General features: G+C 42.3%; 15 protein-coding genes. 9 read left to right on the top strand and 6 right to left on the bottom strand.

Going from position 1 to position 14478, the window contains the following annotated elements:
- Positions 1-21: 21 nt before the first annotated feature.
- Positions 22-555 carry a hypothetical protein gene (locus AB3N61_RS10005; RefSeq protein ID WP_036091116.1) on the bottom strand — a complete coding sequence of 178 codons (534 nt, stop codon included), beginning with the start codon at positions 553-555 and terminating at the stop codon, positions 22-24.
- Positions 556-641: 86 nt separating this feature from the next.
- Between AB3N61_RS10005 and AB3N61_RS10000 the strand changes: the two genes are divergently transcribed.
- The 6 genes from AB3N61_RS10000 to AB3N61_RS09975 all read left to right on the top strand — a co-directional run bounded on the left by AB3N61_RS10000 (position 642) and on the right by AB3N61_RS09975 (position 6367).
- Entirely contained in the window at positions 642-1271 is a 630-nt protein-coding gene (locus AB3N61_RS10000; protein ID WP_020771631.1) for a TlpA family protein disulfide reductase, read from the top strand.
- A complete protein-coding gene (locus AB3N61_RS09995; protein WP_367897493.1) occupies positions 1268-1963 on the top strand; it encodes a type 1 glutamine amidotransferase in 696 nt (231 codons plus the stop codon). Before AB3N61_RS10000 ends, AB3N61_RS09995 begins: the two co-directional genes overlap by 4 nt.
- Before the next feature lie 66 nt (positions 1964-2029).
- Positions 2030-4747 carry a preprotein translocase subunit SecA gene (gene secA, locus AB3N61_RS09990; protein WP_367897492.1) on the top strand — a complete coding sequence of 906 codons (2718 nt, stop codon included), beginning with the start codon at positions 2030-2032 and terminating at the stop codon, positions 4745-4747.
- Between the two features lie 208 nt (positions 4748-4955).
- Complete coding sequence (locus AB3N61_RS09985; RefSeq protein WP_367897491.1) at positions 4956-5357, top strand: hypothetical protein; 402 nt, start codon at positions 4956-4958, stop codon at positions 5355-5357.
- A 202-nt stretch (positions 5358-5559) separates the two neighbouring features.
- Positions 5560-5703: a hypothetical protein gene (locus tag AB3N61_RS09980; protein ID WP_020771630.1), complete on the top strand. Its 144-nt coding sequence runs from the start codon at positions 5560-5562 to the stop codon at positions 5701-5703.
- A gap of 307 nt (positions 5704-6010) precedes the next feature.
- Entirely contained in the window at positions 6011-6367 is a 357-nt protein-coding gene (locus tag AB3N61_RS09975) for a hypothetical protein (protein WP_036091120.1), read from the top strand.
- A 115-nt stretch (positions 6368-6482) separates the two neighbouring features.
- Here AB3N61_RS09975 and AB3N61_RS09970 read toward each other — a convergent pair whose 3' ends face one another.
- From AB3N61_RS09970 to AB3N61_RS09950, 5 genes are all read right to left on the bottom strand, one after another.
- Complete coding sequence (locus AB3N61_RS09970) at positions 6483-8078, bottom strand: outer membrane beta-barrel protein (protein WP_232421133.1); 1596 nt, start codon at positions 8076-8078, stop codon at positions 6483-6485.
- A 299-nt stretch (positions 8079-8377) separates the two neighbouring features.
- Positions 8378-9673 carry a CCA tRNA nucleotidyltransferase gene (locus tag AB3N61_RS09965; protein WP_367899080.1) on the bottom strand — a complete coding sequence of 432 codons (1296 nt, stop codon included), beginning with the start codon at positions 9671-9673 and terminating at the stop codon, positions 8378-8380.
- Positions 9670-10014: a hypothetical protein gene (locus AB3N61_RS09960; RefSeq protein WP_367897490.1), complete on the bottom strand. Its 345-nt coding sequence runs from the start codon at positions 10012-10014 to the stop codon at positions 9670-9672. The genes AB3N61_RS09965 and AB3N61_RS09960 overlap by 4 nt, the downstream gene beginning before the upstream one ends.
- A 215-nt stretch (positions 10015-10229) precedes the next feature.
- Positions 10230-10625 (bottom strand): ribonuclease HI family protein, encoded by a 396-nt coding sequence (locus AB3N61_RS09955; RefSeq protein WP_020771592.1) that lies wholly within the window; start codon positions 10623-10625, stop codon positions 10230-10232.
- Between the two features lie 4 nt (positions 10626-10629).
- The gene (locus AB3N61_RS09950; RefSeq protein ID WP_367897489.1) at positions 10630-10941 is read right to left on the bottom strand and encodes a hypothetical protein; all 312 of its coding nucleotides are present in this window, start codon (positions 10939-10941) and stop codon (positions 10630-10632) included.
- A gap of 56 nt (positions 10942-10997) precedes the next feature.
- Here AB3N61_RS09950 and AB3N61_RS09945 point away from each other — a divergent pair, with 56 nt between their 5' ends.
- The 3 genes from AB3N61_RS09945 (at position 10998) to AB3N61_RS09935 (ending at position 14331) form a co-directional block, all read left to right on the top strand.
- Positions 10998-11789, top strand: coding sequence for an arginyltransferase (locus AB3N61_RS09945; RefSeq protein WP_367897488.1), 792 nt, complete (start codon positions 10998-11000; stop codon positions 11787-11789).
- Positions 11790-12091: 302 nt separating this feature from the next.
- The gene (locus AB3N61_RS09940) at positions 12092-12820 is read left to right on the top strand and encodes an SDR family NAD(P)-dependent oxidoreductase (protein WP_367897487.1); all 729 of its coding nucleotides are present in this window, start codon (positions 12092-12094) and stop codon (positions 12818-12820) included.
- A gap of 17 nt (positions 12821-12837) precedes the next feature.
- Positions 12838-14331 carry an FAD-binding oxidoreductase gene (locus AB3N61_RS09935; RefSeq protein WP_020771589.1) on the top strand — a complete coding sequence of 498 codons (1494 nt, stop codon included), beginning with the start codon at positions 12838-12840 and terminating at the stop codon, positions 14329-14331.
- Positions 14332-14478: the final 147 nt, after the last annotated feature.

The raw sequence follows: 14478 nt of genomic DNA, 5'->3' as shown, positions 1-14478 counted from the left end.
CCGGACAAGCTGAAAGATTGTTTAATCCTCGTCTTCTTCTTCCTCATCGTCGTCGGAATCATCGTCATCTTCCTCTTCTTCATCCTCGTCGTCATCGGAATCGTCTTCCTCTTCGTCGTAGGATTCTCCTTCTTCGCCATCTTCCATGTCCATAAGAGGTTTCGCAGCTTCTTCCGGAATGAAATCTTCTTCCATATCTTCTTCAGCGATCGGAGCTTGAGGTGCTTCGAAAAGTCCGTTGAATTGGGAATAAGTGGCTCCGTTGCCTTGTGCTTCCGCCTCGATTGTGGCTCTTTCTTCTTTGGTTACGTATTTATATTGAACTTCTTCGTTTGCGAGTGCAAACATCGCTTGGACGGCAAGTTTGCGTCCTTTGATTTTTTTAGGTAATTCGAGTCTGTCGATTCTATCCAGGATTTGGAAGCCGGCTACGGCTCTTTCGTACTTGTTTTTTTTGGCCAGTTCAATCAAAGTTACAATATCGAATTCTGAGTTCTGGTTCTGGGTCATTTTGTATTCCTGAGAGGGGATAGAGGCCTTTGAAACTACCATCATTCTCAATTTCTCTTCTCTGTCAATCCCTTATATCTTTCGTTTATTCCTTGAATTCTGGGGAGAATCTTCGATTTTGGTAAACGCCCATGGATTCTCAGGCCAACTCCGATTCCAGGCTTAGTTTTCCCTTTTCCAAGGGGATTTTCTTCCGCCTAATCCTTTTATTCATTTCGAGCCTACTTACCGTATGTGCTCCATCAGAACAATCCAATCTAGGTGTCCAAGATTTTGAAGGTATCAGTTTGGATGGAGAGAAGATCCGTATCAGCGATATTGCCGCCGATAGAATTGCTCTGAATGTGTACGGACCAAATTGCCTTCCTTGTATAAAGGAAATTCCTGTTTTAAATTATCTGAATGCAGAATTGAAAAAAACTCCGCATATCAAGTTATATATGATCGTGGATCCGGATATATTTTTCGATAATCCGGAAGCTCTTTCTACGGAACAAAAAATGAAAGAAGCCGCGGTTCTTATGAAAGAAGAAGTTAAAAAATTCGGAATACAACTCCCTGTCCTCATCATGAAGCCCCCGTTTAAAGTGGATCGCACGGAAGGACTTGTAACCGGAACTCCTGAAACACTTCTATTCAAAACAAAACCTTTGATCTTATATTATAATTTTATCGGGCCGATCAGCGAAGAGTCCGATCCGAATAAAATCCCTAAAAATATGAAAGTGATCTTCTTCAAAAGAATGGCCGGCCAATCATGAGATGCCTCATCGTTCGGTTCAAGGACTGCGAAGGTCCCGGAACTCTATTAGATTCTTTGCAAGCTAGGAATTATAGGATTACCTATCATAATGCGTACGATGAACGAGTGCATATCGTTCCGGCCGCTCATCAGATGTTCGATCTTGTTGTATTCTTGGGTGGTCCTCAAACGGTTCACGATCCCGAACAGCATAGATTTTTTAAACCTTGGCTGGAACTTGCGTCTCACTTGGTATCTATGAAAGATAAGAAGGTGATCGGGATCTGTCTTGGTTCTCAAATTTTAGCGACCGTTTTGGGAGCGAAAGTTTATGAGGGGGAGAAGGGTCCGGAAGTTGGTTTCTCTGACGTGAAAGTAGTAAATCCTTCTCATCCCGCATTTTCTAAATTGAACGGAATATCTACCTTTCCTGCATTTCATTTACATGAAGACGTATTCGAGATCCCAAAGGGAGCGGATCATTTATTACAAGGAAGTTTTTATTCTAACCAGATGTTCGGATATAAGAATCGTGTATTCGGTATCCAATGTCATCTGGAAGTGACACAGATAATGTTAGACGTTTGGAAGAAAGTACATTCTGAGTTTATCAAAAAAGCAGGATGGATTCCCGGACCCGAAACGGAAGATCTGAGGTCTCAGATGGAAAGAGCGGGTAGGGCGCTCTTCGAAGGAATTTTGGATTTATAATATTCTACCCAATGTCCCGAAATTCCGGGACTATTATCATAAGACGAAACGGTTGATGGTGCATACATGATTCAGAAATTACTCAGGGTTTTATTCGGAAGTAAATACGAAAGAGACCTCAAAAGACTCACTCCGATTGTAGTTCAGATCAATTCTTTGGAAGAGTCCATGCGCTCTCTTAGCGATTCCGAACTTTCTTCTCAAACTAGAAAGTTCAAAGAAAGACTCGCGAAGGGAGAAACCTTGGATGATATTCTTCCGGAAGCGTTCGCTACGGTAAGAGAAGCCGCCCTCCGAAAATTAGGGATGCGCCATTTCGACGTGCAGATGATGGGAGGGATCGCCCTTCATTGGGGGAATATCTCCGAGATGAAAACAGGGGAAGGTAAAACTTTAACTTCTACCTTGGCCGTCTATCTGAATGCGCTTGCGGGTAAGGGAGTTCATGTGGTTACGGTGAACGATTACCTGGCAAGAAGGGACGCGAATTGGATGAAACCGATTTACGATTTCTTGGAATTATCCGTCGGGATCATCCAGCACGATATGGAGCATGACGATCGTAAGAAAGCGTATTCTGCGGACATCACATACGGAACGAATAACGAGTACGGTTTCGATTATCTGAGAGACAATATGGTTTCTCATATCGATCACAAAGTGCAAAGATCTCATTTTTTTGCGATCGTAGACGAGGTGGACTCGATTCTCATCGATGAAGCAAGAACCCCACTCATCATTTCCGGTCCATCCGACGAATCCACGGACAAATATACTCGTATAGATAAGATCATTCCTAGACTCGTCGAAGGTGAGGATTACGAGAAGGATGAGAAGGCAAAGAACACTCTTATGACGGAAAAGGGTGTTGCCCATGTGGAAGAGATCCTAGGGATCGAGAACTTATACGCTCCTCAAAACGTGGATTTAGTACATCACGTTCACCAAGCATTAAAGGCTCATAAAATATTCCAGAGAGACGTGGACTATGTGGTCCAAAACGGAGAAGTGATCATCGTTGACGAGTTCACCGGTCGTTTGATGTCCGGTCGTAGATATTCGGACGGACTCCACCAGGCATTGGAAGCGAAAGAGGGAGTTCCGATCGCAAGAGAATCCCAGACTCTCGCAAGTATCACTTTCCAGAACTATTTCAGATTGTATGAAAAACTGTCCGGTATGACCGGAACCGCAGACACAGAGGCGGAAGAATTCCATAAGATCTATAATCTAGATGTGATCGTAATCCCTCCGAATGTCCCGGTCCAAAGAAAAGACGCAGCGGATAGAGTGTATAGAACCGAAAAAGAAAAGTTCACCGCTATCTTAAATGAGATCAAAGAATGTAGAGACAAAAAGCAACCTGTGCTTGTCGGTACAATTTCTATCGAAAAATCGGAAGTTCTCGCAAAACTTTTGAGCCAAGCGGGAATTGCGCATAACGTGTTAAACGCTAAGTTCCACGAAAAAGAAGCGGAGATCATAGCAAACGCAGGAAAACCCGCAGCGGTTACCATTGCCACCAATATGGCGGGAAGGGGAACCGATATCGTTCTAGGCGGAGCTCAATTATTTAAGGAAAGTCTGGAATCTTGGAAAGAATCCGATCCAGTGATCACCGAATTTAAGGAAGCTGTAGTTCGTGCTGATTTGGAAAGAGCTGAGTCCATTTCGCAAAGATTGGATTCTCAGGCCAAAAAATCCAAAGCAAACGAAATATTAACTAGCGCCAAAATATGGAGAAAAAATCACGAAGAAGTCCTGGAAGCGGGCGGCCTTCATATTTTAGGAACGGAAAGACACGAGGCGAGAAGGATCGATAACCAGCTTAGGGGTCGTTCGGGTCGTCAGGGAGATCCGGGTTCCAGTAGATTTTATCTTTCCTTACAAGACGATCTGATGAGGATTTTCGGATCGGATCGGATCGCAGGCATCATGGAAAGGCTCAAGATGCCGGAAGGGCAAGAGATAGAACATCCGATGGTATCTAACGCCATTGCCCGAGCCCAAAAAAGGGTAGAAGGTCATAACTTCGATATTCGGAAACATCTTTTGGAATACGATGATGTAATGAACCGCCAACGTATCGTAATCTACAAGATGAGAAACGAGGTCCTGGAAGGGGGAGATGTAACCGGGCAGGCAAAAAGTTTCTTAGAAGAAATGATAGAAGCCCAAGTTGTCGCCACCTGCGAGGGAGGAAATCCAAACGGTTGGGAATGGGATGTTTTAAAAGAATGGTTCGAAAGTCTCGGACTTCCTTGGAAGGTGGACCAAGAAGCGATCAAAAAATCCAAAAATCCACAATTAGCCGTATTCGATTCTTTGAATAATGCCGCACAAACTTTCTACCAAGAAAAAGCGGAGCGTATAGGTTCAGACGTTTGGAAACTTTTGGAAAGAAATATCTTCCTAGATATTCTGGACCATCGCTGGAAAGAACATCTTTACTCCATGGATCATTTGAGAGAAGGGATTTGGACGGTAGGTTACGGAGAAAAAAACCCGCTTGTAGAATATAAACTCCAAGGTTTCCGATTATTCGATCAAGCAATCGAGAACATGAAATATGAGATCGTTAGTTTCTTACTCCGTGTAGAAGTTACCGAAAAAACCCAGTTGCCTGAAGAGAAAAAAGAATATAAAAAAGTTGGACAGGAACTGACTGGAGGCTTCCAGGAATTACAGGGAGCTAAACCTAAAAATCCTATGGCAGAGGCGATGCCTGTCGCTTCCGGAGGCGGTGGTTCCGAAAGAAAAACCAGTCGGAGAAAACGAAAATGATTCTATGGTTAAAGAATAAATTCTTTCAAATCCAAAGAAGGTCTGACCGGTAAGGATTTTTGGTTAATAATTAAATTCAAATACCTTTGTAAAGGCTGCGAAATATTTCGCAGCCTTTTTTATTTTCCTTTTATAAAGAATGAAAACAGAATTGACTCCGATCATATCAAAAGTATGCACTAAGCTCAAATATAGATAGGTGATGACTATGAATGTACCTGAAAAAATTTTGATCTTAACCGGGGTCTTAAATTTAGCGTATGGAAGTTTAACCGGATTTGCGTATGCTTTCGCTAGAATGAAGGCTGAATTTCCTTCTAGGTATTTGCAAGCCGCACATATCGGACCATTGATGCAAGGAGCTATGATACTCGGTCTGGTATTCGCATTTCAATTTGCTGCACTTTCCGAGACGACAGCTTTAGTAGGGGCGATCTCGTTTACTGTTTCTTCCGGTTTTATTGCCTTAAAAGATACTGTGGACTGGCTCCAAGGTATCAAAGACGAATTTAAGGAAAATCCTCCACTTGGAAAGATCCTAGGTGGAATCGGAGTATCTGCAAATCTGGTTGGGATAGCAATTGTCGTGTATGGGGTTTTGGCTGCTTAGCGCACGCGGAGAAAGACCAAGATGTTTGGGCGGTTGCCGGTATCAAAAGTGATCTAATATTCGACGTATAAATCGGAAAAATCTATCTTAGGGAACTACAATTTCAAGGATAGATTTTTGGAATTCCGAACCGAGAATTGACCTGTAGCTAGAAGTTTTTTTACATTTTTTTCGCTCTAAAAATCTTAAAGAGGGTTTGAAGATGAGCGAGCACTTAAAGGCAAAACTGAAAAAAGCAGACGGCGGCTTTTGGAAAAAGACTTTCAGATCTTGCTGGAATGTCCTTCCTCATTCTTTGAGAAGGCAATTGGTTGCCATGTCGGGACAATCCGATCTGGATTTCTAAGATACTTGTATTATTTTTGATGATGGGTTATCCGAAGAGTAAAATTTTATCGTTGTAATCGTCCTAGACTGGATTTCCGCAAAATATTCCGTTTAACAATAAACATTTCCTGAAATATAAGATCCGGTTGAATTTCTGGCTGAAATTTATAAAAAGGAACATACCAGAAAGTAATAAGGTCATAAAAAGTATGAAGCCCCATAAAACCGCCATTTTATATCTCCTTCCCCTCACTCTTTTTTCCGCATGTATGCAGATGAAATACGGGTGGGATGTGAAAACGCCCGAGCAGCTATACTCGGATTGTATGACTACCTTTTCCGACGAAGTAAAATGTAAAGAGTTCGTTTCTAAAGATGCAGTTAAAGCTAAGGCGTCTGAAAGTCAATACCCCGAATTGAGTGAAGAAGAAAGGAGTAAATTACAGATCCGACAGGATTTGAAGGATAGGATACAATTTAAGAATAAACTATTCGTAAAACATCTAATCGGAGAGCCGGATGAGATCCAATATGTGAATAACGTTCATGAGGATTGGATTTATCGGAGACCAGTTTCAGTTTACGAGTTAGGTTACGCTCCTGACAAAGAGATCCGGATCAGATTCCAAAAGGGGATCGTCCAAAAAGTCAATCATAAAGCCCCTAATAAACCTACCAATTAAAGTAATCAAAATTCAGGATCATATACAAATAAAAAAAGGTCTGTTAGAAATTTTCTAACAGACCTTTCAACTTCGACTAACTTAGGTCGTAAGTAAGTTAGTCGCAAGAATTCTATTAATCGAATTTCGCTACGATACCAAGAGTCGCACCAAATTGGCCTTCTGTTGGATTTCCGTTACGATCGATAAATTGTTTTCCTGGACCCTCGTCCCTTCTTAAGTCCAATTTAACAATTACGTTTTCAGACCAAGTGTAGGTTGGAGTGATAGTGTATGTTCTTAACATACCATATCCCGCCGCGGATGCTCTTTGTCCGCTGATATCGGCATATAGGAGGTCAGCACGGGTAAGGCTTGCTACTGCGGCAACATGCTCAGCGCTAGCCGGATTGAAACCGTTAGTCAGGATATCCTGAACGATCGGAGCTTTCCAATCCGATGCACCGTAATTTACGTAAGGGGATACGAAAGTGTTCGGTGCGTTTACGACGAGAGGTCCGCCGTATTTACTGTCATCGATTCTTTCCGCACGGAATGCCAATGCGAAGGTTTCGGTGAAAGCATATTTAATCCAAAGACCGAAGGTGTTGTATACCTGCTTAATTTTGTCTGGTCTTCCGTAAGGATATCCGGAAACATCTGTTCCTGTCAAATCCCATCCGAAAGCAGCTGTATTCGATTGACCGCCTCTTTCTCCGTAAGTCCAGTCGAAATTGATCGTCAGTTTATCAGTCGGAGTAGCAGAAAGGATTAAGTTGTTTACGAACCAGTAGTCAATTTTTCCGTCGGAAGGAACGCTGCAAGTAGTCACCCCGGCAAGATTACAGGAGTACAACTGACCGTTTGTCGGTCTTCCTACAGTGTTGTCGTTTCCATACAATGTGTTCCACACGATATTGAACTTATCTTCAATAACGGTAGCTTTTAATTGAGTACCTACTGCCTTTTGTTCCCTTCTTCCGTCGGAGTAAGGGTGAACAGCGGTATTCGTTAAGCTTGAACCGGTTGCCGGATCTCCATAAGGAGTGATCCCGCTGTAACCGAATTGGTCACCATTAGCAGTGAATCCTGTTCCTTGCGCACTGTTGTACAAATAGAACCCTGCATTCAAACGATCGTTGATCGCTAAGCTAGCTCTTGCACCGGTATGGATAAACGGAACGGTATTGAAGAAGATATACCCGATGGTATAGTTCATGTTATCTTTCGATTCCAATACTTCGTAGCCGATATGTGTAGCCATCTTACCGACGTCTACGGTCAGACCTTTTAATACTGGAAAAAAGAAAGATACATATGCCTGTTGCAACAGGTTCATATTATAAATTCCGTTTGTCGTATAGAAAGGACGTTCTTGGAACATCGCGTTTTGACCGTTCATAAAGTCGATCCTGAATCCCCAGGGACTTGATTTCTCGGCAACCTTTTCAACATCCAACTCGACAGAGTTCACTGCGAACTGCTTGTTATAAGTTTCGAAGGTACGGCTGACGTCCACATCCGAGCCTTGTTTGTTGTTGTTTACATATTGATAGTAAACATCGACAAATCCGGAAAGGTTGATCTTGTCGTACCATGCTTTGCTTTCCTCGACCGGCGGTGAAGCTGGTGCGGCGGCTGGTTTTTCATCTTTCTTCGCTTGGGCAAAAATGGACGAAGAAGATAGTAAAACCAAGGAAGCAATGAGACTAATTGTTTTTTTTCTCATCATTCTCCTAAATCTCCTATGCCTCCATTTATGCAACTAGCGTGCCAACACGATAAAAATAGGCAAAGAGACTAAATCTGGCTTAAAAACGATTCTAAATCGGATATTTGATGCTTATAATTTATAATCTTTTCGGGCTAAATTTCATAGACGCGCAATATGCTTAAAAAATGAGCAAAATCGAATTTGCTGGGGGAATAAACAGAGGAATGGATGTTTTGGCGAAACTGGAGACCAGAGCTGGAAATGAAGAAAGAATTTGTAGTAACTTCGACGGTTTTCCTTTCGGTGATCACTCTAGTTTACAAAGATTTCCGGATCTGATCCAGAAGATAGTCCGCTGAATTTAGATTTGGGTCTTGGAGCACGGACAGTAAGGAAGAACGTAAAGCCTCCCCCAATTTCGGAGCCGGTAGTTCGGGAAATTTTTCCCGGATCAGGTGACCGTCAATGACCAGGTCGGAGAGAAGAAGCGGAGGGTTCTTTTTGGATTCTTCTTCCGCACTTTCGAACCAGAATGCATCTTCATTTAGAGCGGCGGACCAAAGAAGAGAAAGTTCAGAGCACCAGTTCAAAAGTTCTTTTTTTCCCGCATATTGTGCGACCGGATGTAGTAGATGGCTACGAAGCCCTGAAGGAGATCGTAATTTTTCTTTTAGTTGGAAGAGAGAGTATAGAGTTTTTAAGAGAAACTGAGAATCCTTGGTTCGTTGGTTGGAGAATTTCAGTTCTTTAAAGAAAACACTCGAGTCAACAAGCCAGCTTTGTTCGGAAAAACAGGAAAGCAAAAAATAGGCCAATTTGGATCGTTCAGAGGTTTGGAGAAGTTTGGAAAATCCGATTTTACGTTCGTCCCAATCTCCGGAATACAATTTTGTTTTGGTGAATAATTCCAGAGTTTTATGTTTTTTTAATAAATCAAAACCTTCGATCGGATTTTTACTTCTAAGTATTTTTAAAAATTCGTCATGTATTCTTTCCGGAGAAACTTTTGCCGTGACGGATCTACATGTTTCGATCGCTTCTTCGGTATCCGGATGGATCTTAAATCCGAGTGTGGAAACAAATCGAATGGCTCGAACAGGTCTAAGCCCATCTTCGGTAAATCTGGAGACAGGGTTTCCTATGGTCCGAATTAAAGAATTTTGAATGTCTTCTATTCCCGAATGTTCGTCTACTAAGATCTTTTGCCGAAGGTCCAGGGCAAGTGCGTTCATTGTAAAATCCCTTCTATTTAGATCTTCGCTTAGACTGACCCCGAATTGTACTGTTTCCGGTCTTCTTCCGTCTATATAGTCTTCGTCTTTTCTGAATGTGGTCAATTCATAGGATCTGTCATGGAATAATATCGTTATGGTACCGTGTTTGATTCCGGTAGGAACGGTTCTTTTGAAGATCTTCAGAATTTCTTCCGGATGAATGGAAACCGCAAGATCGTACTCATGAGGGATTTTATTTAAAACCAGATCTCGGACACTTCCTCCGACTAGATATGCTTCCCCTCCGTAATTTCGGATGGAAGAGCTGATCTCTAATAAGTCCTCTAAAAAAGGAGAAGGGATTTGCGAGATGAGTTGGCTCGGATCGGGGCTCATCATTCCTGGACGATCTTTTTCCAAATCGGTAGGTAACGGTCTTTCAGTGCGGGGTTTTTGGAAAAAATTTCTTCTATTTGCTTTTTGGTTTTTTCGTCCACGGAAACTCGTAAAAAAGGAAGATCCGCTTGTTGGGAAAGGATCTGGTCGATCCTTTTTCCCGTTTCATCCCAGGCAGAATTGCAGATCTCTTTATATTCTTCGTCCTTATGTTCATTGCAAAGGATCGCAAGATCCAAATACTTTCCTTCTTTTTTCAGATCTTTCATTTTGTCTAGGATACCGGCCTTGCAGGTTTGGATAAAAAGAAGAAGGATCAGGATTAGGATTTTTTTACGGCCCATGCATCAAATTTTTCGGGAGGAATTCCAACGGGAAAAGCTTTTTTCAAGCTAAGTCGCAAAGACCGCCAAGTATTTTCATTTCATAATTCTCCGCGTCTTTGCGCCTCAGTGTAAGTAAACCGCGGCAGGGATACGAAGGGGAAGTCCGAAGGACCGGAGCGATAGCGGAGCCCGCAGTAGCCCGGTCTGAGCGGAGCGAAGAGCCGCCCGAAAATTTAAGCTTCAAAAGCTAGGTTGGCCAGTTTATCTGCCCGCTTGTTTTTCTCTCTGGGAACATGATGGATGGAAAAAAGTTTTAATTTGGAAGTGAGACCTTTGACCTTTTCCTTTGCAACTTGGAGGTGAGGGGATTTGACCTTGTACTCTCCCTTGAATTGTTTTACTACCAGCTCGGAATCCAGATAAGCGGTAACTTCGCTTGCTTTTTGGGAGAGACAATATTCTATTCCTGCTTCTAAAGCCGCCCATTCCGCCATATTATTGGTTCCGTCGGAGATCCTGCTGGAAATAGAATGGACCTCGTCCTCTCCTACGTAAACGGCAACCCCAATGGAAGAAGGCCCCGGATTTCCTTTAGAAGCGCCGTCACAGTATATTTTAAACTTTTTCACTGGTTTATTCTCGGTCTTTAGATCCGAAAACGAATAGGAATGGTCTCCAGAAAATTAGATATCCGATCAGGATGAGTATGGAAAGAAAAAGGGAAAGTGTTCCTAAAATCAATGATTGGCAAGTTCGAAACAAATGATCGAACGTGTGAGGGAAAAAAAGCCCTCCGATCAGACAGAAAAGTCCGGCTGCTAATAAGGCGAACAGAACGAAAGGAAGGGATAAAAAATAAAAAAGATAGCTAAGGATCGTGAATCCAAAAGCCAATCTATATGCGTTCCAACGTGCCGGATGATCCATCATTAAACCAAATACCATCAATAGTCCTATCCTTCGAAGGCTTTGGTTTGGCAATGTAAAAATGGATACCTACCATGGCAAAGATGAGGCTGGATTATTTTACCTTCCTAAATTCTCTTCCGGAAACTCCCGAGTCGGAATGTGCTTATTACCCGGATCGAAATTCCAAGGTGAAAGGTTTCTTTTATAAGGAAAAAATACCTCCTGAAATTTTAGACGATCTTTTTCGTTTCGGTTTCCGAAGGTCCGGTAATTTCTTTTATCGGACGAATTGTTCCGTATGTTCTCATTGCCTGAGCTATCGGGTCATGTTATCCGATTTTTTTCCTTCTTCAAATCATAAAAGGATCATCAAAAAGAATCAGGATCTGACCTTGCAAATTTCTCCTCCTCTTATCAATGATGAAAAAAAGAATTTATACGTGAAGTACCAAAGGTCACGTCACGAGGGAAGTTATGGCGAATCCGAATCTGAAATTTTGGAGAACATGAGATTTCAGATGTATGAGGGTTCTCTGCATTCTAGGGAACTTCTACTTTATAAAAACGATGTACTTTTAGGCTGGATATTATTGGATCTGGGACTTGAAACCGTGTCCGCCGTGTATTCCGTTTTTGATCCGGAAGAAAGGAAAAGGAGTTTGGGAAATTTCCTCATCCTTTCTTCCATTCTTTGGGCCAAGGAAAATAGTTTTAAAGAATTTCAATTGGGTCTTTTCCTTCCGGGACATCCTAAGATGGATTATAAAAAGAATTGGAAACCTTCCGAAATTTTAGATCGTAGTTCCGGAGTCTGGAAAGAGAGCGGAGCCTTTCTATCGGATTATATTTCGGAGAATGGTCCCAACGGAGATCTGGTCCGATGAAAATGTGAGAGCAACTTTCGCAAGGAGATGGAAAGAGACACGAAGTATTTTCGCACAGAGTCGCGGAGCCTCAGAGAATTTATGTTTGTAGGAACTCCTATACATCCCTTAGCGTCTTTGCGCCTCTGCGTGAAATTTTAGAAATCCTACAAAATTGGAAAGGGCTCGGAGAAATACTTTTTCGAACGTTAAACCAGTTGAGAAAAAGACTAATTTTTAGATCGGGATTTCCACCCCGGGATTCTCTCCAAACCCCCCAAATCAGACTTGTCATAACGGCCGTACGTCCCAGAAAGGTTGGTATGGCTAAAAAGATCATCGTAGTAGGCGCATCTAGCGGTATCGGAAAAGAAATTGCATCTCAATTGATCGAACAAGGACATCAAGTCGCGGCTTTTGCAAGAAGAGAGAAGGAGCTGAAAAAACTCCCTTCCTCCTCCAAAGCTAAGAATTTATTCGTTAAACATGACGTTACGGAATATTCCAAGGTCCCGGTAGAATTTGCAAAGGCCGTAAAAGTTTTAGGCGGCTTGGACGAAATTTATTACGCATCCGGTGTGATGCATAGAGTTGGCGCGGACGAGTTTCCTGTCGAAAAAGACCTGGAAATGTTGGAAGTGAATCTTCTAGGTTGTGTGGCTTGGTTGGACTCTGCCGCTACTTATTTCCAAGAGAAGAAGGCGGGCAAAATTATAGGTATCTCTTCCATCGCAGGTGATAGAGGCCGTAGGGGAAATCCTGTTTACAACGCATCCAAAGCCGGAATGTCCACTTACTTAGAGGCTTTACGAAATCGTTTAGCGGTAAAAGGGATCCAAGTAGTTACCGTAAAACCGGGCATGATCCAAACTCCGATGACGGAAGGTTTGTCCGGGCTTCTGTGGCTCATCACAGCCAAGGAAGCCGCTCAAGTTATATTAGAAAAAGTAAATGCAGGTAAAGAGAATTTTTATGTTCCAGCTCGTTGGGCCTTGGTCTCTTTGATCATTCGACTCATCCCTTCTTTTATTTTCAGAAGACTTTCCGTTTAAGGAAAAGGTGATCTACAATGGCAACCGCCTCCAAAAAAAAGACCGTTAAAAAAAGTGCGTCCCCTAAAACGAAAAAAGCGGGTTTCGATCCGAAAGAATTCGAATCCCGTTTAAGTCCTGTCCAAAAGGTGGAAGCTTGGGGAATGAATCATTTCTCCAGTAGTAAGGTATTTTTACCTAGTTCCATACAAGACTTCAAGGATCTATTCTCTTATGCAAGAGATACGAATACAAAAGTCGCGTTTAGGGGTGGTGGTTGTAGTTACGGAGACGCCGCGACGAACGAAAAAGGGATCGTAGTAGATATCCGTAACTTTAATAAGATCTTATCCTTCGATCCTAAAACCGGCATTTTGGTGGCGGAGTCCGGAGTTACTATCAAACAACTTTGGGAATTCGGTATCGAAAGAGGATTTTGGCCGCCTGTCGTAAGTGGAACAATGTTCCCTACATTAGGTGGAGCCCTTTCCATGAATATTCATGGAAAGAATAATTTTGCTGTCGGACCGATCGGAGATCATATCCAAGAATTTACTTTTTTAAGTCCCGACGGAAAAGAATCCGTTTGTTCTCCTAAAAAGAATTCGGATCTGTTTTATTCCGCGATCTCCGGTTTCGGAATGCTCGGAGCATTTCTAACAGTCACTATCAAACTTAAAAAGATCTATTCAGGTAAGATGAAGGTTTGGCCGGTGAATACCGCAAACCTACAAGAGATGTACGATTATTTCGAAAAAGAATACAAACAATCCGATTATCTCGTAGGTTGGGTGGATTCATTCGCTTCCGGAAAAAGTTTAGGCCGCGGTCAGATTCACAAAGCAGTTCACTTAAAAGCGGGAGAAGATCCTGATTTCCCGGAAAATTGCAAATTGGAAAACCAAATCCTTCCAAGCACATTCCTCGGGATCATTCCTAAGTCTTGGATGTGGTTATTCATGTATCCATTCAGCAATAATTTTGGAATGAGATTCGTGAACTTCGGAAAATGGATCTCCGGATTTTTAAATAATAATAAACCGTATCAGCAGGGGCATGCGGAGTATGCTTTTCTTTTGGACTATGTGCCGAATTGGAAATTTATGTACAAACCTGGCGCTATGATCCAATACCAAAGTTTTATTCCAAAAGAGAATGCAGTCAAAGGATTCGAAGAGATCCTAAGTCTTTGTCAAAAAAGAGGGATCATTAACTGGCTTGCGGTATTTAAGAAGCATAGACCGGATAAGTTTTTGCTCACTCATGCGGTAGACGGTTATTCCATGGCCATGGACTTTCCCGTTACCAAAAGAAATAAGGCTAAACTTTGGGAACTTGCCAAAGAAATGGATGAGATTGTCGTAAAGAACGGAGGAAGATTCTATTTTGCAAAAGATAGTACCCTTCGTCCTGAGGTTTACAGAAGATCTATGCCGAAGCAGAACTTGGAAAAATTCAGAGCTATGAAGAAGAAACTAGATCCGAAAAATCTATTAGAATCGGATCTGTTTAGAAGGGTCTGGGGGAAATAGATCTCACTGCGAAGCCGCAGTGTTGGAACTCCCACATCGTGCTAAGGTGATTCGTTTTTCACCATGTCGGAACTCCTACAAAAGAGACTCCGTGTCTCTGCGTGTAAATCCGAGTTTGTGCATTTTCGTTCGCACGGAGGGCACTGA

The organism is Leptospira sp. WS58.C1 (assembly GCF_040833995.1).
GTDB classification, from domain to species: Bacteria; Spirochaetota; Leptospiria; order Leptospirales; family Leptospiraceae; genus Leptospira_B; species Leptospira_B cinconiae.
The sequence above is the reverse complement of the archived record's forward strand: the minus strand, read 5'-3'. Positions and strand labels throughout refer to the sequence as shown.